This window comes from Sphingobium sp. BS19, from assembly GCF_027925545.1.
In the GTDB taxonomy this organism is placed as follows: Bacteria; Pseudomonadota; Alphaproteobacteria; order Sphingomonadales; family Sphingomonadaceae; genus Sphingobium.
This window is the reverse complement of record NZ_BSEF01000001.1, coordinates 120,649-146,285: the sequence shown is the minus strand read 5'-3', so window position 1 is coordinate 146,285 and position 25,637 is coordinate 120,649. Positions and strand designations below refer to the sequence as shown.

Here is a 25,637-nt window from a genome sequence, read left to right as displayed (position 1 = left end):
ACCACCATGACCGAACGCTCCCCCCTCGATTCCTTCAAGGTCGTGCTGTCCGGTGCAGCGCGGGCGATGGCGCGCGATCCGGAGCTGGAGGTATCCTTCACCGCCGATGCGCCGCATGTCGTGGGTAAGCAGATCAAGGTGCCGTCCCCGGCCCGCGCCCTGCCCGCCGATCAGGTTGCGCTCGCCCGCGGGTTTGCCGATGCCAACGCGCTGCGCCTGCGCCATCACAACCCCAAGCTGCACGCTGCATCCGCGCCCGGAGAAGCGGTCGCCCGCGCCGTCTATGACGCTGTGGAGCAGGCCCGGATCGAAGCGATCGGTTCGCGGCAGATGGCGGGCGTCCGCGCCAATCTCAATGAAGCGCTTACCATGCGCCTCAAATCGGATCCCATCGTCCGCGCCAAGGGCCGCGACGAAGTCCCGCTCAGCACTGCGGTCGCGCTTATGGTGCGGGAACGCCTGACCGGACAGGCCGCACCGCGCAGCACCGAGGCCGGTCTCGATTTCGTACGCAATTGGATCGAGGACAAGGCAGGTCCGGATCTTGACGCCCTCGGCCTCGCACTCGACGATCAGCAATCTTTCCAGAAGCTGACCACCGCGCTTCTCGAACATCTCGAACTGATCGAAAGCGACGCTCCCCCTGACTCCAGCGACGATGACGCACAGGATGAAGGCGAAGATCAGGAGCAGGATCAGGAAGACGGCGACGAAGGCGAGGAGGACGCCGGGGACAGCGACGCCCAGACCGAAGCGCGCTCCGACGAAAAGGGCGGCGAAAGCGAAGACGGCGAACCCGATTACAGCGACGAATTCGAAAGCGACAGCGAAAGCGGCGCGGATGACATGGGCGAGGAGGGCATGATGCCCGTCCGCCCCAACCGCCCCATGTCCGATCTGCCGCCCGGCTTCGACTACAAGACCTACACCACCCGCCATGACGAAACCTGCGGCGCGGAGGATCTGTGCGACGAGGATGAACTCATCCGCCTGCGCGGGTTCCTCGATCAGCAACTGACCTCGCTGCAGGGCGCGGTCACGAAACTCGCCAACCGCCTGCAACGCCGCCTGATGGCGCAACAATCGCGCAGTTGGGACTTCGATCAGGAAGAAGGGATGCTGGACGCCGCGCGCCTCGCCCGCATCGTCATCGATCCCACCCATTCGCTCAGTTACAAGATCGAGCGCGATACCGAATTTCGCGACACCGTCGTGACGCTGCTAATCGACAATAGCGGCTCCATGCGCGGTCGCCCGATCAGCATCGCGGCGATCAGCGCGGACATCATGGCCCGCACGCTCGAACGCTGCGGCGTGAAGACTGAGATTCTCGGCTTCACGACCCGCGCGTGGAAAGGCGGGCAGAGCCGCGAGGACTGGCTCGCCGCCGGACGCCCCCCGCTCCCCGGCCGCCTGAACGATCTGCGCCACATCATCTACAAGAAAGCCGATGACCCCTGGCGCCGCGCGCGCAAGAATCTGGGCCTGATGATGCGCGAAGGTCTGCTGAAGGAAAATATCGACGGCGAGGCTTTGCTCTGGGCGCACAGTCGGCTGCTTGCCCGGCATGAGGATCGTCGCATCCTGATGGTGATATCGGATGGTGCGCCGGTCGACGATTCCACCCTGTCGGTCAACAGCGGCACCTATCTGGAACGGCATTTGCGGCAAGTGATCGACTGGATCGAAAACCGCTCGCCCGTGCAGCTCGTTGCCATCGGCATCGGCCACGACGTAACCCGCTATTACAAGCGCGCCGTGACGATCATGGACGCCGAGCAACTTGGCGGCACAATGGTCGAGCAACTGGCTGGCCTGTTTGATGAGGATTAGACCATGAGCGTCGCCTTCCGTCGCGAGAGTGACGAGGAACATCTCGAACCCAAATTCGAACTGCCCATCCCGCCCGGCCCCAATCTGGTGACCCCGCGCGGCCTCGCGCTGATCGAAGCGAAGGTGACGGAAATCGAAGCCGCCCTCCCCCACGCTGCCGACGAAGAGGCACGCAAGAAAGTGCTGCGCGAAGCCCGCTACTGGCGCGCCCGTCAGGCCACCGCACAACTGGCCCCGATGCCTCTTGCCGACAGCATCGCCTTCGGCTCCCGCGTCCGCTTCCGCTTGAACGGCAAGGAACGGACGCTCGACATCGTCGGCGACGACGAAGCCGATCCCACCGAGGACCGCATAGCCTACTCCGCCCCCCTCGCCCGCGCTATGATGGAAGCAGGCGAAGGTGACCTGCTCGATTTCAGCGGGAAAGCCGATGCGATAGAAGTTCTGGGGATTGGGGTTTCGGTGTCAATGGCACATTAGGAGCAAATGTTCGTTGCCTTTCAATATCCCCGGCAGCATAGGCGAATAGGGGACTATTGAATGAAGGATCAACTGGCAGAGGACGCGGTCGCGCAAGGCGATAACGACGAAATCAGGGCGATCCTCGAAGATATTTGCCGAATGACGGATATGGGTTTTGCGGCGGTGGCTCGTGTGACCGACACCCGCTGGATAGCATGTCAACTCCTAGACAAAATCGCGTTTGGGCTTCAACCCGGCGACGAACTCGAAATACAAACCACCATCTGCAACGACATTCGCCAATCCGGTCAGCGGGTCGTCATCGACCATGTGGACGCGGACATTCAATGGCAAACGCACCATACCCCCATTATGTACGGCTTCAAAAGCTACGCATCCTTTCCGATCTTTCTCCCCGATGGCAGCTTCTTTGGAACGCTATGCGCGATCGACCCTCATCCTCGTGCCGTAAGCGGCGCCAAAGTCATTGCGGCGATGGAGGAATACTCAAAGCGTATTGCGCAGATACTGGGTAACAACCAGACGCAGGCGGGATAAAGCCCTTTTAAAGCGGCCCCGACCCAGCTCTAGCTACACCAAAAAGTTGACCTCTCCCGCCAACCGCAGCATGGCATCGCCATGACCGACACTGCTTCTACCAAGACCCCATTGCGCCTCTTCAACAGCCTCTCGCGATCCGTCGAGACGTTCGAGTCGATCGTGCCGGGCACCGCGCGCGTCTATAGCTGCGGGCCGACGGTCTACAACTACGCCCACCTTGGCAATCTGCGCGCCTATGTGTTCACCGACACGCTCCGCCGGACGCTGGCGTGGAAAGGCTATGACGTTACCCATGTCATCAACATCACCGATGTCGGCCATCTGACCAGCGACGCCGACGCAGGCGACGACAAGATGGAGGCGGCCGCCCGCACGCAGGCCAAGAGCATCTGGGACATTGCGGCCCACTATACGCAGGCGTTCAAGCAGAACATCGCAGATCTCAACATACTGGAGCCAAGCCGGTGGACTGTCGCCACCGATTATGTGCCGCAGATGATCGCCTTTGCAGAGCGGATTGCGCCGCAGCATTGCTACGAACTACCGACCGGCCTCTATTTCGACTCAACCACCGTGCCTGATTATGGCGCGCTGGCGGGCGGTCGCGACGACGCCGCCAACGCCCGCATCGACCCGGTGGAAGGCAAGCGCCACCCGTCCGACTTCGCGATCTGGCGCAAATCACCACCGGGCGAACAGCGGCAGATGGAGTGGGATTCCCCCTGGGGCAAAGGCGCGCCGGGCTGGCATCTGGAATGCTCGGTGATGAGCCACGACACGCTGGGCCACCCCTTTGACATTCACACCGGCGGCATCGATCATCGCGAAATCCACCACCCTAATGAAATCGCCCAAAATCAGGCGTTCCATGCCTGCTGCGGTGGCGACGAAAGCGTCACCCCGGCGGTCGCGGGCTTCACCGGCGCGCGCTGGTGGATGCACAACAACTTCCTCGTCGACCGCGCGGGCAAGATGTCGAAGAGCAAGGGCGGCTTCACCACCCTATTCTCTCTCATCGACCGCGGCGTGCATCCGGTGGCGTATCGGCTTTTATGCCTCAGCGCGCATTATCGCAGCGAATTGGAGTTTAGCGGGGAGATATTGGGGACGGCGCTGACGCGGTTGAAGCGTATGGTTATGGCGGTGGAGGCATTGAAGGCGCGCGATACGGCCGGACAAGAGAGCACGGTGAATGTCAATTTGCCGATTCTCGAAGGTCAGTTTCAGGACGCCATATCAAACGACCTGATGACGCCCAGCGTTCTCTCGATACTCGACCAGCTACTCGCTGAGAAGAAGACGAGCACAGCCATAGCGTTGAGGCTCATCAAACAGATAGACGACATTCTTGGCCTCAATCTCCTCACCCTCACCCGTGCCGATCTGCGCATTCGGCCCAACGACGCAACCATCACGGAGACAGAGATCGAAGCCGAACTCGACCGTCGAAAAGCCGCCCGCGCCAACAAGGATTTCGCTACGTCCGACGCGATCCGCGATAGCCTTACCGCGCGCGGCGTTGAAGTGATGGATGGCGATCCGCTCGGCTGGGAATGGAAGCTAGACCTTAACTAAGCGAAAGCGTCGATCACACTATCTCACGCAATAGTGTTTCGCCAAAGCCCTCCTTGCGGTAACTAAAGGCAGCGCAGGCTTGCCTTAGCGGAGATGGGCGCGCATAGGAGCCATCCAATTTTCCGGCCCGATTTCGGCCCGGGTACGACAGGAGCATGACAGTGGCAGCGAAGTGGACGCCGGACAGTTGGCGGACCCAGGAAGGGCGGCAGATGCCGACCTATCGCGATACGGCAGCCTTGGCTGCCGCGGAAGCACAGCTTGGCACCTATCCGCCGCTGGTCTTTGCCGGAGAAGCACGCAGCCTGAAGGCTGAGCTGGCCAAGGTCGGCGCCGGCGAAGCATTCCTGCTGCAAGGCGGCGATTGCGCCGAGAGCTTTGCCGAGTTCCACCCGAACAACATCCGCGACACCTTCCGCGTACTGCTGCAGATGGCCGTGGTGATGACGTTCGCGTCGAAGCTGCCCGTTGTGAAGGTCGGCCGTATGGCGGGCCAGTTCGCAAAGCCGCGCTCTTCGGATACCGAAGTCATTGGCGGCGTGGAACTGCCCAGCTATCGCGGCGACAACGTCAACGACATCGCCTTTACCGCGGACGGTCGTGAGCCCGATCCTGCGCGGATGGTGCGTGCTTACAATCAATCGGCAGCGACGCTGAACCTGCTGCGCGCCTTCTCGACCGGCGGCTATGCCAGCCTCGACCGCGTCCATGGCTGGATGCTCGATTTCATGGGCCGCAGTCCGTGGGCGAAGAAGTTCAGCGAAATGGCCGACCGCATCGGCGAAGCGCTCGACTTCATGAAAGCGTGCGGGCTTAGCCCAGAAACTGTGCCGCAGCTTGGTGGAACCAGCTTCTACACCAGCCACGAAGCGCTACTGCTGCCCTATGAGCAGGCACTGACGCGCCAGGATTCGCTGACGGGTGACTGGTACGACACCAGCGCGCATATGCTCTGGATCGGGGATCGCACCCGGTTCGAAGGGTCCGCGCATGTCGAATATCTGCGCGGAATCGGCAATCCCATCGGCATGAAATGCGGCCCCAGCCTTGAGCCGGACGCGTTGCTGCGGATGCTGGATATCCTGAACCCCGGTCGCGAAGCTGGACGGATGACGCTCATTACGCGCTATGGCCATGACAAGATCGAAGCGGGTCTGCCCAAGCTGGTCCGCGCAGTGATGCGGGAGGGGCATCCGGTCATTTGGTCCTGCGACCCGATGCACGGCAATGTCGTGAAGGCCGCCAATGGCTACAAAACGCGCCCATTCGAACGCATCCTGGCCGAAGTCCGCGGCTTCTTTGCAGTGCATCGTGCCGAAGGCAGCTTCGGCGGCGGCATCCATGCGGAAATGACGGGGCAGAATGTTACGGAATGCACCGGAGGCGCCATCGCGATCACGGACGAGGGTCTGGCAGATCGGTATCACACGCATTGCGATCCTCGCCTGAACGCTGCGCAGAGCCTCGAATTAGCGTTCTTGCTTGCTGAAATGCTTAACGACGAGCTGGCGGAAAGGCGAAAAGTGGCGGCCTAATTCATAGTGATTCGCTGTTAACCGAATCACCTAACCATGCCGCAAGTGCTCCGAAATGCATTTCGGATCTCGCCCACTAGATGCATTTTCGCACATGCCGCCGTGCGTTTCAGAAGGCCACATCACCCGTATGCAAACACCGCAAGGCATAGAAAAGCCCCGAAAATCGGGGCTTTTCTTTGGTCCATTAGGAATTTAGGAAGGCTTACGCCCAGCCGCCACCGCCGAAAACCCAGTCCCAGAATCCGCGAACGGGCTGCGACTGACGGCGATCACGCGCTTTGTTCTTCGTCATATTGATCCCCAAAATAAAAGGCACAGCACGAAGCCGTACCCTCCAGATCAATATAGTAAACGGCTATCCCTTACAACTCATTAACCATGGGAAGCGATTCGGCTTTGCGGCTGGATCATGGTGAGCACGGTTTCCCAATCCGTCGGACGACAGATGTGATAACCTTGCCCGATCTCACACCCCATTTGCGTGAGCAGATACTGCGTCTCAGCCGTTTCGATACCTTCTGCCACAACCCTCATACCCAGCGCATGCGCCAGTTCGATCGTCGACTGCATAACCGCCTGATCTTCCGCGCTACTGTGCAACGCCATAGAGAATTGTTTGTCGATCTTGAGTTCCGTAGCCGGAATGGCCCGGAGATATTCAAGGGTCGACATTCCCGTGCCATAATCGTCGATGGACAGGCAAACGCCCATGTCCCGCAGTTCCTCCAGCAACGCTATCGCAACACGACCTTCGGCCATCGCCGCAGTTTCGGTGACCTCCAGCACCAGACTGGTTGCAGGAAAGCCATTTGCGCTCAGTGCCTGGCGCACCATGTCGATGATGTTGCGTGAGGCCAGCAGCACCGACGAGATATTCACCGACACCGTAAATCCGGGATCATATTTCAGTGCCTGCGCGCCCACCCGGGCAGCATCATTCAACACGAAAGCCGTCAGTTTCTCGATCCTACCGTGACGCTCCGCCACCTGTATAAATTCGTCAGGACCGATTGGGCCGCGCGTCGCATGGGTCCAGCGAACCAATGCTTCGGCACCGATGATTTCACGGGTAGCCAACTCCATCTTCGGTTGATATGCCACCCAGATATGGCCATTGTCGATGGCCTGATCCAATTCACCCAAAAGAGAAAGCGCCCATTGCTGCGCGCCGTTAGCGGCCGGGTCATGGATTTTCCAGCATGTCCCCTGATCTGCAGCGGACCGTGCAGCGGCCAGCGCGCTTGCGAGCCGGTGAGATAGGGGACGGTCGATTTCCTGGTCGACGCCAAAGGCGATATCGACTGTGAAGCTTTTATCCGCAACCGAAATAGGGTTACGGAAAATAAGCTGTAGCGCCTTGAACTGGTCAACGGACGAGGCCAGTTGCTCCGAAGGCATTAGCCAAAAGAAGTTACCGTCATCGCCATGCAAAAGCTGAAGACGGCCAACGCCCAAGGACAAACGTGACACAACCTGCTCCAGCAAGTCCCGCTCATTACTGGGTGGCATGGTACTTACGATTTCGGTAAAGCGGCTGATACGCGCCGCCACGAGTATATGCGGATCGAGTTGGTCGCGATGCAGAATCGCATTGACTGTCGGCAGCCCAGATACTGGATTGATGGCCCCTTGACTTTGTTTGCGGGCACCAAAGCGCTGCCAAGCTATAACAACCGCCGTGGCGCCTAATAGAATCAATGCGGGTGCAATATCGATGAAAATGCGTAAATTCTGGCAAATGATCGGCGCTGCAAAAACCAACCCGATGCTGACAAGACTCAAACCCATCGCTAATTTTGGCTGGCGCCCTAGTAAGCAAATACAAGAAACTACGAAGGCGAACACCCACGCGGGTATCCATCCCCAATTGACCGTTGGTCCTTGCATTAATGTCTCAGCGCCCATCGCAATAACAAAAATGTCTGCTGAACGCCCTTGGCCCAAAACGTAGAGAACACCACCGTATACGTTTGAACTATTTCCTACCAAAACAGTTTTTCCCTTGAGTTCGGGAATGGTGTTTCTGGGTTGGATTATGTCGGCTGCGCTAAAATAGGGAATGGTTGAACGATCATACGAGCTATCTACTGGAAACGCTGTGTCTGAAATATTACGATTATTAGCAAGAGCAGACCAAATTGACGGGTAGCGGGTCCCATTGATAACTTGGCCGTATTTCATTTTGGACACGCCGTTCCAAAATTCTGCCCATTTCATGTTACTAACAATGTTGGCGTTCTTGGCCAGCAGTGGCATGGGTAACATTGCAGTGCCGGTCGTTTCTCCAGTCCTATAGTCCATGCTCGCCGAAAGAAAAATTCGATCCGGGTATTTTGAAATACTTCTTGCGAACATTTCATCTCCACTACTTTCTAGCGGCTGGAAGGAAATGCTATAGAAAATCCGATCAGCACCTGCAGCCATTAGCCGATTCGTCAATGCCGCGAAACGGTCCCGCTTCCATGGCCAAGGTCCAACCGCAAGTAAGGCTTTATCGTCGATACCGACGGTGACAATCTTTCCGCTTGCAGGTTGGGATCGCAATCTAAACTGAATACCACGCAAGCCCAGATCAAGGGGTGCTGCTATCTCACCCACGCCAATCACCAAGGTCAACACAGCAATCCACGCGAGAAGCTTACGCTTGCCGCGTGGTGCTGATGCACCTTGCTGGACTGATCGATTCTGCATTCGTGTGACCCTCTGGCCACCGTCCTAGCGAAAAGTGGTTACGGAAATGCAAATCATATTTCCGCCTTTCCTTCACATGCCTTTCCTGTTGCTGGAAGCGCGCCTACCTCGCGAAGCGCGCGGGTGCATAGGAAGCAGCATCAATTCCCGCAACGCAGTCATTCGGAGGATTGCGCAGCAATAATGCTGCACCCAGCTGCGCTGCGGCTGGAGAGGTCTGAATGCCGAAACCACCCTGCCCCGCAAACCAGAAGAAATCTGCATTGTGCGCATCATATCCGTAGATCGGTAATCGATCCGGCGCAAAACTGCGCAAGCCGGCCCATTTCCGTTCGACCGCCAGTATTGGCCAATCGACCACATGCTGCAGGCGGGAAATTGCCGTCGCAACGGCTAACTCTTCGGGCGCGGCATCCCCAGGCATCCGGGGTTCTTCATCATGCGGCGAGAGCCAGATGCGCCCATTCCCAACCGGCTTGAAATAAAAGGTTCCGTTCAGGTCGAGAATGAGCGGTAAGTTTGTCGGGATGTCCAGGGCAGTGCGAAGTTGAACCACCGTGCGTTGAAGCGGTGTGATCCCCATTGGCGCGACCCCGCACCGCTGGGCCACGTCGTCAGCCCACGCACCTGCTGCATTGACCAACGTCTGGCAGCGATATTGCCCCTCACGGGTGTCTACGAGCCAACTAGCTTGCAGATGCTTCGCTGAAAGCAGTCCGGTCCCGGTTTTCACGACGCCCCCGCGTTGACCCAATTGTCGCAGATAAGCAGAATGGAGCGCCATTGTATCGATGTCCGCCGTGCTTGGTTCTGCGATCCCCAACGTCCATTCGGTGCGAAGGCCGGGAACGTACTTCGCAATCTCAGCGCGCTCCCGAACATCCATGCGAATTCCCGCGTTAGCATAAGCGCTCAGAAAATCAGCGCGCAACGCCTGATCCCTTTCGCGCCCAATGTGCAGCGCGCCTCGCGGTGTTAGGAACGACGTCTCCGAAAAAGAAGGGTCAGGATTGCGCAGCAAGGGTCCCGACGCCGAGGTGAGAGGCTGCACGGCTGGTCCACCGTAGCTTTCCTGCCAGAAGGAAACCGAGCGTCCGGTAGCATGATAGCCAGGGATCTCTTCCATTTCCAGGACAAGCACACGAGCGTGGGCAGCGACCTCTGCGCCAAGGCTTGCGCCGGCCATGCCGCCGCCGATGATGATGATGTCATAGTCCGTCATGCTACTGGCGCATGCGCATCCCAGAAAGCATCGATCCGGGCAAGCGCATCCAGTCGCACCGCGTCGTCCTCACGCAATATTTCGTGCGCGCACTCAGCACCGTACATATGCAGCGTGGCGTTTGGCAGGCGCGCAGCTACCCGACGAATGGCCGCCGGGCTGACAAGTTGATCCGCATCCGTGCCCAGAATGAGAGTGGGCACATCCATATACTCGAGAGCGGGATCGTGTTCCAGCGCTGCCGTCCCCTTATAGGCTTGATCGAGCCAACCCCAAGTGGGCGGGCCAAGGCTGATCTCCGGCGTGGTCCGCCGCCAATGCAGTTCGTCATCGTAACGCGAAAGGCTGTGCGTCAGTCGGCGTTGGCGCGCGCGCAGGCGCACCGCTGACTCTTCGTTCTGCGTCCAGGCCGCCCCCGATGGACCGGCAATACGCAACATGACCTTCACGATCAGCCGTGCCAGCCACGCAGGGATATGCCCGCTGTTAAGTCCCAGCATAGGTGCGGTCAGAACCGCCGCATTCGGCTGCACTATCTTCTCTGACATCGCCCGTAGCGCAAGGAAGCCGCCCATGCTGTGCGCCAGAATGACATCGGGACCGCCCTTCCCTTTGTCCTCCCATTGCGCGGCAAAGGCCTGCAGGTCTGCGATCCATTGTCCGAGATCGGCGATGTGTCCCACAAACGGATTGGCCGTAAGTCGCCCCGATCCGCCCTGCCCGCGCCAGTCGAACGCCGTAATGGCCCAGCCGCGCTCAGCGAAATAAGACATTATTTCCAGATACTTTTCGACCATGTCGCCGCGTCCGGTGAGCATCAGCATCCTGCCCCGCGATCCGTCTCCCATGCGATAAATGCGATGCACCCATCCGTCGGGAGCGACCCATCGATCAAGGGTTCCCTGTTCGGGCCAACTACGGAACTGCGGGGGATTCGGCTGCATGTGAACATGGTTACGGTTTGGTAAGGCATGTGGTCTACATCTTCTTCCCCATGACCGGGGAATTTTTCAAATTTGCACTGCTGGCGGTACTGTCAGCCCTGCTTTTGGCAGCCGTCGTAACCGACTTGCGGTCGCGCATCATCTCCAACTGGCTCAACTTGAGCATCGCGTTGCTGGCACCGCTATACTGGTGGGCTTGCGGCATCGATCTGTGGCCGGACGTCGCGTTGCAAATCGGGCTGGGCGTTGGCGTGTTTGCAGTCTTCGCGGGCCTGTTCGCCATCGGCATGATGGGCGGCGGCGATGTGAAGATGCTAGCGGCCCTTGCACTGTGGTTCCCGTGGCAGAGCCTGATCGTTCTCTTGACCGTTATGGCGCTGGCGGGGGGCGTAGTCACGCTCATCACGATAATTCATCATCGCATCGCCAAACGCGAGGGTCCGCCGGAGATTCCGTACGGCGTTGCCATCTCCGTTGCCGCGCTTTGGCTGGTTGGCGAACGATATATTAACCAATTCACGTGAAGAAGAAGGTTGGGGCCGACGGCTTCAACTTGAGGGAGGCGAATTTCGTCATGGATGCCAAGAAAATTGTGCTGCTGGTTGGCGCGCTTATCATAGCAGTCGCTACGGCTTTATTGGCACGTAGCATGCTGTCGTCATCGGGAACGCCGCAAGCCAGCGCATCAGCCATGCCAGTCGACGCGGATACGCCGTTTGTGCTGGTCGCGACCAAAGCGCTGCCGGTTGGCACCATCCTCGACGCAGAGAGCTTCCGCTTTCAGCCCTGGCCCAAGGATCTGGTCGAACAAGTCTATTTTCTCAAGGGGCAGGTCAATCCGACCGGCCTGGCAGGGAGCGTCGTTCGCAATCCTATCACTGCCGGTCAGCCGCTGACCCAGGGCGCCGTCATCAAGCCGGGCGACCGTGGTTTCCTTGCTGCCGCCCTCGGCCCTGGCATGCGCGCCGTAACGGTGCCGGTGCAGATGGCCAATTCAGTCGCAGGCTTTGTATTCCCGGGTGATCGCGTCGACATGATGCTGACGCAGTCGGTTGCGGGTGGCGGCGAAGGCGAACCGCTCAAGGTTTCCGAAACGATCCTGCGCAACCTGCGCGTCCTTGCCACCGATCAGCGCACCGATGCGCTCGGTCCCGACGGCAAGCCGATCGTCCAACCCTATTCCAACGTCACTCTGGAAGTGACGCCCAAGATTGCCGAGAAGATCGCTGTGTCGCAGACGCTGGGGTCGCTGTCGCTGTCGCTTCGGTCGATTGCCGACAATGCGTCCGAAATGGATGCCGCGATTGCCAGTGCCAGCGACGATCTGCCCGATGGCAAAGATCCGGCTGCTGAAAAGCGCGCGCTCGCCAAAATCGCAGCCAGTCCGGCGGACAAGGGTTCGACCTTTGCCACCGGCGCCGATGTATCGCGTTTTCAGCGCCGCAGCGTACCTGCCAAGCCCGCCGTCATCGGACCGGGCGGTGCGCCTATGGCACCGAACGGCGCGCCCGTAGGCCCCAGCGTCCGGGTGGCACGGGGAACAGATGTGACCGTTGTACCGGTCGGGGGGAAGTAAGATGACTTTAACCAAGTTCCTTGCGCGGAAATCCGCCGCATCCATGCTGGCCATAAGCGTTGCAGCGGGTGCAAGCTTGATTCCCGGCGCGACCTTGAACGCAGCGCCGTCCAACAGCACCAGTGCGGACGGCGGTGTCATTCTCTCGGTTGGCGGTAGCCGGCTCGTGAACCTGTCCGGCAAGATGTCCGACGTGGTGGTAGCCAACCCGACCGTCGCCGACGTCTTCGTCCGTTCGGATACGCAAATTTTCATCCTGGCCAAAGCGCCGGGCGAAACCACCGTATCGGCAGTTAGCAAAAGCGGTCAGACCCTTTACACGACTGTCGTGCGGGTCGGCAACAACCTGACCAGCGTCGATCAGATGCTCAAGCTCGCCATGCCGGATGCCGATGTGCAGGTATCCACGATGAATGGCATGATCTTGCTGACCGGCACGATCAAAGCCCCCGAGGATGCGGCCGAAGCAGAACGGCTCACGCAGGCTTTTGTTGGCAAGGAGGTTACAGTGGTGAGCCGCTTGCGGACGGCTACACCATTGCAGGTGAACTTGCAGGTCAGGATTTCCGAGGTCAGCCGCAACCTGGTTCATCAGATTGGGACCAACTTCACTGGCTTAGGAACAGGCAGCGGCAGTTTTTCAGGCTATATTGGTCGTGCAACTCGCGGTGCGATTACAGATCAAGGCGGTATTCCTGCTCCTCCTAGCGATATTACTCGGTCTTGGTTGTTTACGCAGCCTTCAGGTAACAAGACTACTTTCGGTTTCATTGCGAAGCTGTTTGGAATGGATATCGCAGGAGCTCTCGACCTAGCCGAAACGTCGGGGCTCGCCACGTCGCTTGCGCAACCGAACTTGACCTCGCTTTCCGGTGAAACTGCAAGTTTCCTTGCGGGCGGCGAGTACCCCTATGCCGTCAGTAACGGCCTTCAAGGCAATACCATCGAATTTAAACAATATGGCGTACAACTCGCCTTCACACCTACTGTATTAGCAGATGGTCGCATTTCGTTGCGCGTTCGGCCGACCGTTTCCAGTCTCGACTTCTCGATCAATTCTTCAGTCCCAGCGCTTAAGAGCCGGATGGTTGAAACGACAGTCGAATTGGGTTCCGGGCAAGCTTTCATGATCGCGGGCCTGCTTAGCAACGACAATGCAAACAACGTCGATAAGGTGCCTGGCATCGGCAATATCCCGATCCTTGGTAGCCTGTTCAAGTCACGAAATTTCCAGCGCAATGAAACTGAACTGGTTGTCGTCGTAACGCCCTATCTTGTTAAGCCGGCTAACGCTTCGGACATCCGTTTGCCCACCGACGGTTTCCGGACCGCTACGGAGGCACAAGGGCTTTTCAATCAACAAGGTTCAGATGGCGTGAGCGGAGCGCGCGCGCCGACGCCGACCATCGCGCCGTCGGGCAGTCAGAATGTTGCACCCATTGCGCGTGCCAACACGACCAATCAACCCACACCCAATAAATCGGGCAGTGGCACCGCCGCTCCCGGCTTCAGCTTCTGATGGGAAGGACCGTTAAAATGGTACGATATTCCGCTCAACGGACCTCGCTTCACAGCCGCCCGGCGACGCTGCTCCGCTCTGCTCTGATTGGCATGGCGTTACTGCCTCTGGCAGCATGCGGCGGAAGCGACACCAGCTTCAACCGGGGCCTGCAATCTGTGCATCAGCCGGTCGTGAGCTACACCAACTATGCGTATGACGTACAGGTCGACAGCAATGGCTCTCTCTCGCCCAGCGAAACCAATCGGCTGGAAGGCTGGTTGGGTTCGATCGGTATTGGCTATGGTGACCGCATTTCGGTCGCATCCGACGCAAGCTATTATGGCCACGGCGTGCGCGACGGGATCGCCAACGTCATCGGACGCCATGGACTGCTTATCGAAGAGGATGCCGCGATTGCCGTCGGCGATGCGCCGGCAGGATCGGTCCGTCTGATCGTCCGCCGCGCGTCGGCAAGTGTACCGGGCTGCCCCGATTGGCGCGATACCGCCGAGAGCAACGGCGTCGGCAGCACGTCGCGCAACTTTGGCTGCGGTATCAACGCCAACCTTGCTGCCATGGTCGCCAATCCGGAAGATCTGGTGCGCGGCCAAACAACCCAGAGCGACTTGCGCACAGCCACTTCGGATCGTGCGATCAAAACCTATCGTGAGAAACCTCCGACAGGTTCTGGCGACCTCAAGACCATTACCGCAGGGGGCAAATGATGAACGCACCGTGGAAAGGCGCAGGGTCCGCCGCGCGTGACCCGTTCCAGGCATTTACCTGCGACGATCATAGCTTCGATGTCATTCGCAGCGTGTGCATCGAAATGGGATGGCCACCGGAAAAGGTGAACAAGGGCGGACTGCGTAATGCGGTCCAGTCGCTGTCGATCAGCGCGAGTCCCCAGATTCTGTTCGTGGACCTTTCGGAAAGCGGCGATCCGCTTAACGACATCAACGGTCTTGCCGAAGTATGCGAGCCGGGTACGGTCGTGATTGCTGCGGGCCAGGTGAACGATGTTCGGCTGTACCGCGACCTGGTGGCAAGCGGCATACAGGATTACCTGCTCAAGCCGCTGAACGCGGACCATCTGCGGGACACGATCACGCAGGCACAGGCCGTTTTCATGGCACCCCGCACCGATGCATCCACGGAACGTCCGCATCTGTCGGCGGCCATCATCGGCACCCGCGGCGGCGCCGGCGCCTCCACCATCGCAACGTCGCTTGCTTGGCTCTTTAGCGAAAAGAGCAAGCGGACGACGGCTCTGCTGGATCTCGACGTGCATTTCGGCACGGGTGCGCTCGCCATGGATCTGGAGCCCGGTCGTGGTCTGACGGATGCAATCGAAAATCCCGGACGCATCGACGGCCTGTTCATCGAGCGTGCAATGGTGCGGGCAAGCGATCGTCTGGCGATCCTTTCCGCCGAAGCGCCGATCAGCCAGCCGATGATGACCGATGGGGGCGCCTATCACCAGCTACTGGACGAATTCCGCACAGCGTTCGAATGCAGCGTGGTCGATTTGCCGCGCGCCATGCTCATTGCACACCCCCATCTGATTTCAGATGCCAACGTCACCATCGTCGTCACCGAGATGACGCTGGCCGCCGCGCGCGACTCGATCCGGATATTGTCCTGGCTGAAAAGCAACGCGCCCCAATCGCGCGTCATCGTGGTCGCCAACCGGGTACATCCCACGGCACTGGAAATCAGCCGCAAGGACTTCGAGCAATCGATCGAGCGCAAGGTGGATATCATCGTGCCCTTCGACGCCCGCCTCGCCGCGCAAGCGGCCAAGCTGGGCAAGACGCTCGCCGAAGTCGCCAAGGGCAGCAAGACGGGCCTCGGCCTGACCCAGTTACTGGAGGAAGCACTGGGCGTTCTGGACGAAGCTGGCGCAGCCAAGTCCAAGCCCAAGGGCAGCTCGCTCATGGGTAAATTTACCGACTTCCGATCGAAGATGCCTGCCAGAAAAGACAAGAAAGCCGCCGTATTACGCCGCGCGTTCGGAACCGGCATGACGGGACAGATGTACGATGGATAGCCAATTGATCCTGCTGATAGTGCTGGCCATGAGCCTGGTGGGCATATTGGCATTCGCGTTGTCCGGCCCTTCGCCGGATAAAGCGCGGCAGCGGCGGCTGGCCTTGATCCGGGGGCGGCATGCCGACTCTCCGGATGCTATTCTTGAAGCGCGGATGCGGAAAGCCATTTCCAACCGCACGACCGACGACATGAAGTTGTTGGTGTCGCTGATTCCCAATCCGGAAAACCTGGCCAAACGTATCCGAATGACCGGCAAGAAATGGACGCTCAGCCATTATATGGCTGTAAGCGCGGGCATATTCGTTACGATAACCGCCATCATGGTTCTGCGGGACAACTCGCTGCTTTTTGCGTTGTTCGTCGGGCTGGCCGCTGGTTTGGGTCTGCCCTATTGGTTCACGGGCAAATTGATCGCCAAACGCATCGGCAAATTTACGAAGAATTTTCCGGATGCACTGGAATTGCTGGTGCGCGGGCTGCGTTCCGGCCTGCCGATCAGCGAAACGATGAGCATCGTGGCGAGCGAAGTGCCCGGACCGGTGGGTGAGGAATTCAAGCTCATCAACGAGCGGATGAAAATCGGCAAGACCATGGACGTGTCATTGCAGGAAACAGCAGACCGCCTTGGCACGGCGGAGTTCCAGTTCTTCGTCATCACATTGGCAATCCAGCGTGAGACGGGCGGTAACTTGGCCGAAACACTGTCCAATCTTGCCACGGTGCTGCGTCAGCGCGCGCAAATGAAGCTCAAGATCAAGGCGATGTCGTCGGAATCCAAGGCTTCGGCCTATATTATCGGATCGCTGCCATTCATTGTGTTCGGCCTGATTACATACATCAACTATGATTATATGGCGCCGTTCTTCAATGGCGATCCCACGGGCTTGATGGGCCTCAGCCTCATGCAGCTTATTGGCCTTGGTGGCATGGGCTGGATGAGCATTGGCGTGTTCATCATGTCGCAAATGATCAACTTCGAAATCTGACAAGGGAGGCACGACGACATGCAAGCCGCAACGCCGCCCGGAGCCACATTGTTCGGGTTGACTGCCACCGATCTGGGAACGCTGCTCGCCGCAATGGCGACGCTGGCCATGATGTTCGTACTGTATACCGTTATGACGGTGCGCGACCCGATGGCCAAGCGCGTCAAGGTTCTGAACGAACGCCGCGAACAACTAAAGGCGGGCATTACGGCCTCGACCACGAAGCGTCGTGCCAAGCTGGTTCAAAAGAACCAGACGACCGATAATATGCGGTCGTTCCTGTCGAGCCTGAAAGTTCTGCAGGAAGACCAGTTGAAAGAGGCGCAGATCAAACTGGCGCAGGCAGGCATCCGGTCGAAGGATTGGGCCGTCGCGATCATTTTCGGCCGCATGATTGTGCCCATCGTCGTGGGTATTGCCGTTGGCCTGTGGCTCTATGTGCTGGGTGGAGAACCCGATTGGGGTCCGATGAAGCGCTTCGGTTGCTTTGCGGTATTGCTGATCCTCGCCTACAAGGCTCCGGACATATTCATCGACAACAAGGTCTCCAAGCGTGCGACGGAAATCCGTAAAGGCCTGCCCGACGCGCTCGATCTTCTGGTGATTTGCGCGGAAGCGGGTCTAACCGTTGATGCCGCATTCAGCCGTGTTGCCAGGGAACTGGGCAAAGCCTATCCTGAGTTGGGCGATGAGTTTCAGCTTACCGCCATCGAGCTGAGTTTTTTGACCGAACGCCGTCACGCCTTCGAAAATCTGGCAACGCGCGTCAAGCTGGATGCAGTCAAAGGCGTCGTCACGACCATGATCCAGACCGAGAAATACGGTACGCCGCTTGCGTCGGCCCTGCGCGTTCTGTCAGCCGAATTTCGTAACGAGCGTATGATGCGCGCGGAAGAAAAGGCAGCACGTCTGCCTGCGATCATGACCGTGCCGCTGATCCTGTTCATCCTTCCGACGCTGTTCGTCGTTATTCTCGGCCCGGCTGCCTGCTCGATCTCTACGGCGTTCTAAAGATTACCGTAGCAGTCGCCCTGCGACGGCATCCAGCCGTGCGACCGTTTCGGGGTCGCGTGCTTCTTGCGCGGTGATAAGAGCATGATCCAGGCACGTGTCGATCGGTGAAGCCGTACGTTCGGACGGCAACAGCGCGATAAACTCCAGCACCAATCGCCTGGCAAGTGCGGCATTGTCGTTGAGAACGCGCAGAACGTCGGTCACTTCAACGCCTGCTTCCTCGGTTCGCCAGCAGTCATAATCCGTTACCATCCCGACAAGCGCGTAAGGCAGTTCTGCTTCGCGCGCGAGTTTGGCTTCGGGCATGGCGGTCATGCCGATTACATCGCAATCCCACTGCCGGTACAAAGCACTTTCCGCCCGTGTGGAAAATTGCGGTCCTTCCATTGCCAGGTAAGTCGCGCCAAGGGTCGTCGGTGCCTTGGCAGCGCGCGCGGCTTGCGCGGCCAGATCGGATAGACGCGGGCATACTGGATCCGCGAGGGAAACATGGGCGACCAACCCCTTGCCGAAAAAGCTTTTTGCTCGCCCAAAGGTTCGGTCAATAAACTGATCGGCTATTACGAAATGCCCGGGTGGCAGTTCTTCACGGAGCGAACCTACAGCGGAAATGGACAGAATGTCGGTCACCCCCAGCCGCTTCATCGCGTCGATATTCGCGCGGGAGTTCAGGTCGCTCGGCCCCAGATAATGTCCCCGACCATGGCGCGGTAGAAAGACGCAGCGAACCCCCTCAATATGGCCGACCAGAAACTCGTCGGATGGTTTTCCCCATGGCGTAGTGACTGCCACCCAATGCGCATCCTCCAGTCCCTCAATGCGGTAAAGGCCGGAGCCGCCAATGATGCCGATTGTCCATTCGCCCATAGTTTTTACGCCCCCCGTGTTCCGCGCAGGCCATTCGGTCCATCGCGTTTCCGTTTACTGTGTCTAGCCGTGATCGGATGGCAGCTTTATGACAACGATAATCTACAAAATAGGAGCGCAGTTTGAAATCGAGCCCTTTACGCATAGCGCTGATGGTTTTGGCTGGAGGCTGGATTTCAATTGCCCAGGCTGCGCAGCCGATATCCGGACGCTGGTTTACCGAAGATGGCAAGGCCATCGTGCAGATCGGCCCGTGCGGCAAAGCGGTGTGCGGACGCATCAGCAAGGTCGTAAAGCCGACACCCGGCGCTCCTCAGAATGACGCCTATAACCCCGATAAGAAGCTTCGCAGTCGCTCGATCGAAGGGCTGACGATCCTTACCGATTTCAACGATGCAGGCGACCTCTGGAAAGGCCAGATCTACGATCCGCAGTCCGGCAAGACCTACGCATCGAAGCTGACGCGCAATGCCAATGGAACGCTCAAGGTGCAGGGGTGCATCGCATTTTTCTGCAAAACGCAGACATGGACGGTAGCGCGATAGCCTTCGGCCTATTCTGCGAGAATAAACGCCGCGCCTGCTTTCGCATGGATGGTGGTGCAGTCATAAATCGGCAAGACGTTCGCTTTGACATCGACGATCATTTCCAGCTCGGTGCAGGCGAGCACAACGGCCTGAACCTGCTCCTTGGCGATGTCGGTGAGTTCCGATTTCATGAAGCGTTCGGATTCGCGCGTGGCTTTACCGAGCACCAGTTCCTCATACACGATCCGGTCGATCCGATCGGCAAGGCCCATGTCAGGCGGCAACAACGATACGCCACGCGACACGAGGCGCTGACGATAGAATTTTTCGGTCATCACGTTGCGGGTGCCGACCAAGGCCGCGGATTTGATGCCGTCGGCCTGCATTTTGTCACCCACGACTTCTGCGATATGGATGATCGGAACGTCGACCGAAGATTCCACCGCCTCAAACACTTTGTGCATGGAATTGGCGCAGATAAGCAGCGCCTCTGCTCCGGCCTGCTGCAGCCGCTTCGCCGCCCCGATCAAATGGCCGGATGCGCAATCCCAATCGTCTGCGCTGGTACAGCGGGCGACATCAGCAAAATCCAGGCTCTCTATGAGGATCGGCGCGCTGTGTAATCCACCCTTTGCGCGCGCGACCATTTCGTTGATAATCTGGTAATAGCGCGCCGTGGACGTCCAGCTTAGGCCGCCGATCAAACCGATTTTACGCATTGCCTGCCGTCCTCACCCTAACCGTCTGCAAAAGATACGGACGGTTAGGGGATGGACCGCTTAGTGGGCAAGCCCCTTGACGATTTCTTCCACCATCTTCTTCGCATCAGCGAGGAGCATCATGGTGTTGTCCATATAGAAGACTTCGTTATCGACACCGGCATAGCCCGCGCCGCCCATTGATCGCTTCACGAACAGCACCGACTTGGCATTGGCAACATCGAGGATGGGCATGCCATAAATGGGCGATGTCTTGTCGGTCTTAGCTGCAGGGTTGGTCACATCGTTCGCGCCGATGACGAAGGCGACATCGCATTGGCCAAATTCGCCGTTGATGTCTTCCAGCTCGAACACATCATCATAGCCGACATTGGCTTCAGCCAGCAGCACGTTCATGTGGCCCGGCATACGCCCTGCGACCGGATGGATCGCATATTTGACGCTGATGCCTTCCTTTTTGAGCAAGTCGCCCATTTCGCGCAACGCATGCTGTGCCTGGGACACCGCCATGCCGTAACCCGGCACGATGATGACGCTTTCGGCCTGCTTCATCAGGAACGCAGCATCTTCGGCGGAACCGCGCTTGTAGGGGCGGTCAATGACCGCACCACCGGCCCCGGCAGGACCGGCATCTGCGCCGAAGCCGCCGGCGATCACGCTGATGAAGCTGCGATTCATGGCTTTGCACATGATGTATGACAGGATCGCACCGGAGGAGCCCACCAGTGCACCGGTGATGATCATCGCGCTGTTACCCAGCGTGAAGCCCATCGCGGCGGCGGCCCAGCCCGAATAGCTGTTGAGCATCGAAACGACGACCGGCATATCCGCGCCGCCGATCGGGATGATCAGCAGGAAGCCGATGGCAAAGCTGAGGCCGATGACTGTCCAGAACAACCAGGGCGCGACCAAGCTAGGCGCAGCCATGACGTAGAACCAGGCGATGAGGCCAAGGATCGCTGCGAGCGTACCCAGATTGATGGCATGACGCCCCGGCAGCATGATCGGCTTGCCCGACATATTGCCGTTCAGCTTCAGGAACGCGATGACCGAACCGGAGAAGGTAATCGCACCGATGGCGACACCCAGACCAAGCTCGATGCGGCTGGCATTGTGGATCTCGTTCGTCACCGTATCGAGAATGCCGAACGCTGCGGGATTGAGATAGGCCGCTGCACCCACCAATACTGCCGCTAAACCGACGAGTGAGTGGAACGCGGCCACAAGCTGCGGCATGTCCGTCATCGCGATCTTGCGTGCGGTGATGAAGCCGATGACCCCGCCGATGGCGATGGCACCGACGATTTCGGGCAGGCTGGTCAGATCATGGGTATAAAGCGTGGTGGCCACGGCGATTGCCATGCCAGCCATGCCGAAACGGTTGCCGGTGCGGCTGGTCGCGGGGCTGGAAAGGCCGCGCAAGGCGAGGATGAACAGAACGCCTGCGACCAGATAGGCCAGCGCGACGAATGGGGGAACGGATGTGACCGCTTCGTGCATCACTTGCGCTCCTTCTTCTTGTACATGGCCAACATACGCTCGGTCACGGCAAAGCCGCCGAATATGTTGACCGACGCGAATACCACCGCGAGGAGGCCGAGATACTTGGCCGCGGCGCTACCGGCCTCAGCCGATGCGACCAGCGCGCCGACGATGATGACGGACGAGATAGCGTTGGTAACCGCCATCAAAGGCGTATGCAGCGCGGGCGTCACCGACCACACCACATAATAGCCCACGAAACAGGCCATCACGAAGATGGATAATATTGATACGAAGTCCATTTTTGGCCCCCTTGGCTCGCCCCTGCGCACAGCGGCTTAGCGCAACCCGGCTGATATCCGGGCTCCGGATTATTCTTAGAGCAACCGCTCGTTCACAACCTTGCCGCCCTGCGTCAGACGGATAGCGTTGCCGATTTCCTCATCCAGCACCGGCGCGTTCTTTTCCTTGTCCCAGAAGGCGGACAGGAAATTGTAGAGGTTGCGCGAGAACAAAGCGGATGTGTCCGCCGCGACGCGGGACGGAACGTTGCGATTGCCGACGATCTTGACGCCATGCTTGACAACGACTTCGCCCGCGACAGCGCCTTCGACATTGCCGCCTGCTTCGACGGCGAGATCAACGATCACGCTGCCCGGCTTCATGCTGGCGATCTGCGCGTCGCTGATGAGGCGTGGCGCAGGGCGTCCGGGGATCAGCGCGGTGGTGATGACGATGTCCTGCTTGGCGATATGCGAGGAGACCAGTTCGGCCTGTGCGGCCTTATATTCGTCGGACATTTCGGTGGCATAGCCGCCCGATCCTTCGCCTTCGATGCCTTTGACGTTCTCGACGAACACCGCCTTTGCGCCAAGGCTTTCGATCTGCTCTTTGGTCGCGGAGCGCACGTCGGTTGCCGACACCTGCGCGCCAAGGCGGCGGGCCGTTGCAATGGCTTGCAGGCCCGCGACGCCCACACCCATCACGAAGACGCGCGCGGCGGAGACCGTGCCAGCCGCAGTCATCATCATCGGGAAGACGCGATCATATTCGGCGGCGGCGTCGAGTACTGCCTTATAACCCGATACGTTCGATTGCGACGACAGAATGTCCATCGACTGCGCGCGGGTGATGCGCGGCATGAATTCCATGGCCAGCGCTTCAAGGCCCGCCGACGCATAAGTGTTGACGCGCGCCCGATCGCCGAAGGGATTGAAGCTGGCAGCGATCCATGCGCCAGGTTTCGCGCCCGTCAGCGTGTCCGCTGGAGGTGCCTGAACGGCCAGGACGATGTCCGCTCCGGCAACTGCGGTGGCACGATCGGCAACGGTTGCCCCGGCAGCGGCATAAGCCTCGTCGCCAATCGATGCAGTCACGCCAGCACCGGCTTCGACGGCTACTTCAGCGCCCAAAGCGATGAACTTCTTCACGGTTTCGGGCGTACCGGCGACACGCCGTTCCCCCGCCGCCAATTCCTTCACGATGACTATTTTCAACTGCATCCCCCCGCGCTGCTCCGGACTGACCTCGACCGGACTTTCAGCTCAATTTACGATCCTGGCCGTTCAGCTAGAGATCAGGATAACGACTAGCGCCCCAAGACCGACGCTCACGATAGTGCCCCATTTCATGAAATTCAGAAAGCTTTCGTACGTCTTTTCTGCACTCTTGATATTTTGCTGAGAGGCCATTGCATTTCCTTCGATGTTGAGCGTTTCGACATTCTCCTTATCGACAACACTCTGCGCCCTCAACCCTGCCATGCCCCAAAGAATTATGTGTCAGGCTTAATCGGGTCTTTACCGCAACCTCGTAGAATCGTCCTCCTGTCAGAAGTTAGGGGGAAGAAGTTTGCGGGACGAAACGCCCATGCTGCTGCTTATCGATGATGAGCCTGCTCAGCGGCGGCTTGTGTCCGCGCTGGCTGCGCGCGCGGGATGGCGTACGCTGTTTGCCAATGACGGGGAAACTGCGCTGGCCACGTTGGGTACGCAGGATGGGTTGCGGCTCGACGCAGTGCTGATCGACCAGTGGAGCCCGGATTTCGACCCGACCGATCTGGTTCGTGACATCCGGGCGCAACGCCCTTCCCTGCCGATCCTGATTGTCACGGCACATAACAGTGTAGCGGTCGCCGTGCAGGCGATGCGTGCGGGCGCCACCGACTATCTGTCCAAGCCGATTGCGCCTGACCAATTACTCGCTGCGCTCAACGCGACCTTGAGCGCAACACCTGACAGCCGCGAACTGCGTCCCCTGACGGAGAAAATCTCCGCGCCCCTCGCATTCGAAGAGATTGTAGGCTCTGCTCCACAATTCCGGGCTGCGCTCGCCGTGGCGGCGAAAGCGGCACGGGCGCGCATTCCCGTGCTGATCGAAGGCGAGAGTGGCGTCGGCAAGGATGTGATCGCGCGTGCGATCCATGCGGCATCGCCACGTTTCAAACAGCGGATGGTTGCCGTGAACTGCGGCGCGATTCCCGCGAATCTCGTCGAATCCGAACTGTTCGGGCATGAGCGTGGCGCATTCACCGGGGCGTTCGATCGCCAATCGGGGCGTTTCCTCGATGCCGATATGGGCACTATCTTTCTGGACGAAGTCAGCGAACTCCCGCTCGAGGCGCAGGTAAAGCTGCTGCGTGTCCTGCAGGATGGCGAAGTTCAGCCGCTTGGTGCACGCATGCCGATCCATGTGGATGTCCGCGTCATCGCCGCGACCAACCGCCGCCTGATCGACGAAGTGGAAGCCGGGCGCTTTCGCGAAGACCTTTATTATCGTCTGAACGTCGTTCAGTTGACCATTCCGCCGCTGCGCGAACGGTCCGGAGACATTCCCGCTCTCTCCCGCCATCTGCTTGCGCGGATTGCGGCGCAGCCGGGTTTGCGCAGTCTGGGCATCACAGGCGAAGCCGTCGCATTGCTAATGCGGCACGAGTGGCCGGGCAATGTCCGGCAACTCCAGAACGCCCTGTTTCGCGCGGCAGTGCTGTGCGAAGGAGATGCGCTGACGCCGCAGGATTTTCCGCAAATCTCCGCGCAGATCGTTGCACGGCAGAGCAGTGGCAACGCCCAACCGGCACAGGCTAGCCATGGTGAGGCAGCAGGTATCACCTTGTTCGAACCCGATGGGCATATCCGTCAACTGGCGGAGATCGAAGCCGACGTGGTACGGCTGGCCATCGGCCATTACCGTGGCCGGATGAGCGAAGTGGCGCGTCGGCTGGGGATCGGGCGCTCCACGCTCTACCGCAAGCTCGCCGAATTGGGGATCGACAGCGCAGCCTGACATGGCCCATGACTGCCCCGTCAGGAGAGCAGAATGTCGGGACGTTTCAAAGGTCACAGCGCGCTTATCACGGGTGCCGCTTCGGGAATCGGGCTGGCGAGCGCACAGCGACTGGCGGACGAAGGTGTCGACCGGCTGATCCTGTGCGACGTAAAAGCCGACACGCTAAAAACTGTTACAGAAGGACTGGCCCGCAAGAAGCTGACAATCGATTGTCTGGACGGCGATGTGGCCGATCCGGCGTTCTGGGCAGCAAATAAGTCGACACTCGAAAACATCACTTTGGGACTGGCCAATGCAGGCATCGCCGACACTGGCGCGATAGACGACATGGACTTTGCCGACTGGCGGCGGGTGATGTCGGTCAATCTGGACGGCGTGTTCCTGACGTTGCAGGCACTGTTTCAGGCGATGAAGGGGCCGGGTGCCATCGTCGTCACAGCGTCCGTTGCGGGCATCAAGGCGGAGCCGGGAACCGCCGCCTATGCTGCATCGAAGGCAGGCGCGTTGCATCTGATGCGCGTGGCGGCGAAGGAAGGCGCAGCGCGGCGTATCCGCGTGAATGCCATCGCACCGGGTGGCGTGCGCACGCCGATCTGGGAGCAGGCGCCGTTCTTTACCGACCTTGCCGAGCGGCGCGGCGGGATCGAGGAAGCGTTTGCGGCGATGGGCGATGCAACGCCGCTGGGCCGCTTTGCCACGGCGAAGGAGACCGCTGCGCAGATCGCTTTCCTGCTGTCGGACGAGGCAGCGACCATGACCGGATCGGTGCTGGTCAGTGACGGCGGTTATCAGCTTTGAA

General features: G+C 59.3%; 24 protein-coding genes. 15 read left to right on the top strand and 9 right to left on the bottom strand.

All coding sequences use genetic code 11. The annotated features are described in order from the left end of the window. Positions 1-6: 6 nt before the first annotated feature. The 5 genes from cobT (at position 7) to QMG56_RS00755 (ending at position 5,966) form a co-directional block, all read left to right on the top strand. The gene (gene cobT, locus QMG56_RS00775) at positions 7-1,833 is read left to right on the top strand and encodes a cobaltochelatase subunit CobT (RefSeq protein ID WP_281820606.1); all 1,827 of its coding nucleotides are present in this window, start codon (positions 7-9) and stop codon (positions 1,831-1,833) included. 3 nt (positions 1,834-1,836) lie between these two features. Continuing rightward, positions 1,837-2,313, top strand: a complete 477-nt coding sequence (locus QMG56_RS00770) for a GreA/GreB family elongation factor (RefSeq protein WP_281820603.1) — start codon at positions 1,837-1,839, stop codon at positions 2,311-2,313. Positions 2,314-2,373: 60 nt separating this feature from the next. Then, positions 2,374-2,853: a GAF domain-containing protein gene (locus QMG56_RS00765; protein WP_281820601.1), complete on the top strand. Its 480-nt coding sequence runs from the start codon at positions 2,374-2,376 to the stop codon at positions 2,851-2,853. Between the two features lie 81 nt (positions 2,854-2,934). Further along, on the top strand, positions 2,935-4,431 hold the full coding sequence (gene cysS, locus QMG56_RS00760; RefSeq protein ID WP_281820598.1) for a cysteine--tRNA ligase: 1,497 nt from the start codon (positions 2,935-2,937) through the stop codon (positions 4,429-4,431). Positions 4,432-4,592: 161 nt separating this feature from the next. Further along, positions 4,593-5,966, top strand: coding sequence for a class II 3-deoxy-7-phosphoheptulonate synthase (locus QMG56_RS00755; RefSeq protein ID WP_281820597.1), 1,374 nt, complete (start codon positions 4,593-4,595; stop codon positions 5,964-5,966). A gap of 375 nt (positions 5,967-6,341) precedes the next feature. Here the strand turns inward: QMG56_RS00755 and QMG56_RS00750 are convergent, their stop codons facing one another. The 3 genes from QMG56_RS00750 to QMG56_RS00740 all read right to left on the bottom strand — a co-directional run bounded on the left by QMG56_RS00750 (position 6,342) and on the right by QMG56_RS00740 (position 10,826). Continuing rightward, positions 6,342-8,576 (bottom strand): EAL domain-containing protein, encoded by a 2,235-nt coding sequence (locus tag QMG56_RS00750; protein ID WP_281820960.1) that lies wholly within the window; start codon positions 8,574-8,576, stop codon positions 6,342-6,344. 187 nt (positions 8,577-8,763) lie between these two features. Continuing rightward, positions 8,764-9,882, bottom strand: a complete 1,119-nt coding sequence (locus QMG56_RS00745; protein WP_281820596.1) for an FAD-binding oxidoreductase — start codon at positions 9,880-9,882, stop codon at positions 8,764-8,766. Beyond that, positions 9,879-10,826 (bottom strand): alpha/beta fold hydrolase, encoded by a 948-nt coding sequence (locus tag QMG56_RS00740; RefSeq protein WP_281820595.1) that lies wholly within the window; start codon positions 10,824-10,826, stop codon positions 9,879-9,881. Before QMG56_RS00740 ends, QMG56_RS00745 begins: the two co-directional genes overlap by 4 nt. Before the next feature lie 50 nt (positions 10,827-10,876). Between QMG56_RS00740 and QMG56_RS00735 the strand changes: the two genes are divergently transcribed. The 7 genes from QMG56_RS00735 to QMG56_RS00705 are packed head-to-tail and all read left to right on the top strand — an operon-like array spanning position 10,877 to position 17,952. Further along, entirely contained in the window at positions 10,877-11,350 is a 474-nt protein-coding gene (locus QMG56_RS00735) for a prepilin peptidase (RefSeq protein ID WP_281820593.1), read from the top strand. Between the two features lie 50 nt (positions 11,351-11,400). Further along, a complete protein-coding gene (gene cpaB / locus QMG56_RS00730; protein ID WP_281820959.1) occupies positions 11,401-12,402 on the top strand; it encodes a Flp pilus assembly protein CpaB in 1,002 nt (333 codons plus the stop codon). A gap of 1 nt (position 12,403) precedes the next feature. Continuing rightward, positions 12,404-13,921 (top strand): type II and III secretion system protein family protein, encoded by a 1,518-nt coding sequence (locus QMG56_RS00725; RefSeq protein ID WP_281820591.1) that lies wholly within the window; start codon positions 12,404-12,406, stop codon positions 13,919-13,921. 17 nt (positions 13,922-13,938) lie between these two features. Next, positions 13,939-14,628, top strand: a complete 690-nt coding sequence (locus QMG56_RS00720) for a CpaD family pilus assembly protein (protein WP_375713606.1) — start codon at positions 13,939-13,941, stop codon at positions 14,626-14,628. Beyond that, positions 14,628-15,953 carry a pilus assembly protein CpaE gene (locus QMG56_RS00715; RefSeq protein WP_281820956.1) on the top strand — a complete coding sequence of 442 codons (1,326 nt, stop codon included), beginning with the start codon at positions 14,628-14,630 and terminating at the stop codon, positions 15,951-15,953. Before QMG56_RS00720 ends, QMG56_RS00715 begins: the two co-directional genes overlap by 1 nt. Next, the gene (locus tag QMG56_RS00710) at positions 15,946-16,941 is read left to right on the top strand and encodes a type II secretion system F family protein (RefSeq protein ID WP_230189813.1); all 996 of its coding nucleotides are present in this window, start codon (positions 15,946-15,948) and stop codon (positions 16,939-16,941) included. The genes QMG56_RS00715 and QMG56_RS00710 overlap by 8 nt, the downstream gene beginning before the upstream one ends. 18 nt (positions 16,942-16,959) lie before the next feature. After that, positions 16,960-17,952 carry a type II secretion system F family protein gene (locus tag QMG56_RS00705; RefSeq protein WP_281820589.1) on the top strand — a complete coding sequence of 331 codons (993 nt, stop codon included), beginning with the start codon at positions 16,960-16,962 and terminating at the stop codon, positions 17,950-17,952. Positions 17,953-17,955: 3 nt separating this feature from the next. Here QMG56_RS00705 and QMG56_RS00700 read toward each other — a convergent pair whose 3' ends face one another. Continuing rightward, positions 17,956-18,822: an S-methyl-5'-thioadenosine phosphorylase gene (locus tag QMG56_RS00700; RefSeq protein WP_281820588.1), complete on the bottom strand. Its 867-nt coding sequence runs from the start codon at positions 18,820-18,822 to the stop codon at positions 17,956-17,958. A 152-nt stretch (positions 18,823-18,974) separates the two neighbouring features. On the opposite strand from QMG56_RS00700, the gene QMG56_RS00695 reads away from it, so the two are divergent. Beyond that, complete coding sequence (locus QMG56_RS00695; protein WP_281820955.1) at positions 18,975-19,367, top strand: DUF2147 domain-containing protein; 393 nt, start codon at positions 18,975-18,977, stop codon at positions 19,365-19,367. Between the two features lie 8 nt (positions 19,368-19,375). Here the strand turns inward: QMG56_RS00695 and QMG56_RS00690 are convergent, their stop codons facing one another. The 5 genes from QMG56_RS00690 to QMG56_RS23405 all read right to left on the bottom strand — a co-directional run bounded on the left by QMG56_RS00690 (position 19,376) and on the right by QMG56_RS23405 (position 23,241). After that, a complete protein-coding gene (locus tag QMG56_RS00690) occupies positions 19,376-20,068 on the bottom strand; it encodes an aspartate/glutamate racemase family protein (RefSeq protein ID WP_281820587.1) in 693 nt (230 codons plus the stop codon). 60 nt (positions 20,069-20,128) lie between these two features. Then, entirely contained in the window at positions 20,129-21,568 is a 1,440-nt protein-coding gene (locus tag QMG56_RS00685; protein ID WP_230189809.1) for an NAD(P)(+) transhydrogenase (Re/Si-specific) subunit beta, read from the bottom strand. Next, positions 21,568-21,852, bottom strand: coding sequence for an NAD(P) transhydrogenase subunit alpha (locus QMG56_RS00680; RefSeq protein ID WP_104952160.1), 285 nt, complete (start codon positions 21,850-21,852; stop codon positions 21,568-21,570). Before QMG56_RS00680 ends, QMG56_RS00685 begins: the two co-directional genes overlap by 1 nt. Positions 21,853-21,927: 75 nt before the next feature. Continuing rightward, positions 21,928-23,046 carry an NAD(P) transhydrogenase subunit alpha gene (locus QMG56_RS00675; RefSeq protein ID WP_281820583.1) on the bottom strand — a complete coding sequence of 373 codons (1,119 nt, stop codon included), beginning with the start codon at positions 23,044-23,046 and terminating at the stop codon, positions 21,928-21,930. Positions 23,047-23,115: 69 nt separating this feature from the next. Next, the gene (locus tag QMG56_RS23405) at positions 23,116-23,241 is read right to left on the bottom strand and encodes an aa3-type cytochrome c oxidase subunit IV (protein WP_354958250.1); all 126 of its coding nucleotides are present in this window, start codon (positions 23,239-23,241) and stop codon (positions 23,116-23,118) included. A gap of 178 nt (positions 23,242-23,419) precedes the next feature. Here QMG56_RS23405 and QMG56_RS00670 point away from each other — a divergent pair, with 178 nt between their 5' ends. Together QMG56_RS00670 and QMG56_RS00665 are read left to right on the top strand one after the other, a co-directional pair. Beyond that, entirely contained in the window at positions 23,420-24,835 is a 1,416-nt protein-coding gene (locus QMG56_RS00670) for a sigma-54 dependent transcriptional regulator (RefSeq protein ID WP_281820581.1), read from the top strand. Positions 24,836-24,868: 33 nt separating this feature from the next. Then, positions 24,869-25,636, top strand: a complete 768-nt coding sequence (locus QMG56_RS00665; protein WP_281820580.1) for an SDR family NAD(P)-dependent oxidoreductase — start codon at positions 24,869-24,871, stop codon at positions 25,634-25,636. The last annotated feature ends 1 nt before the right edge of the window (position 25,637 follow it).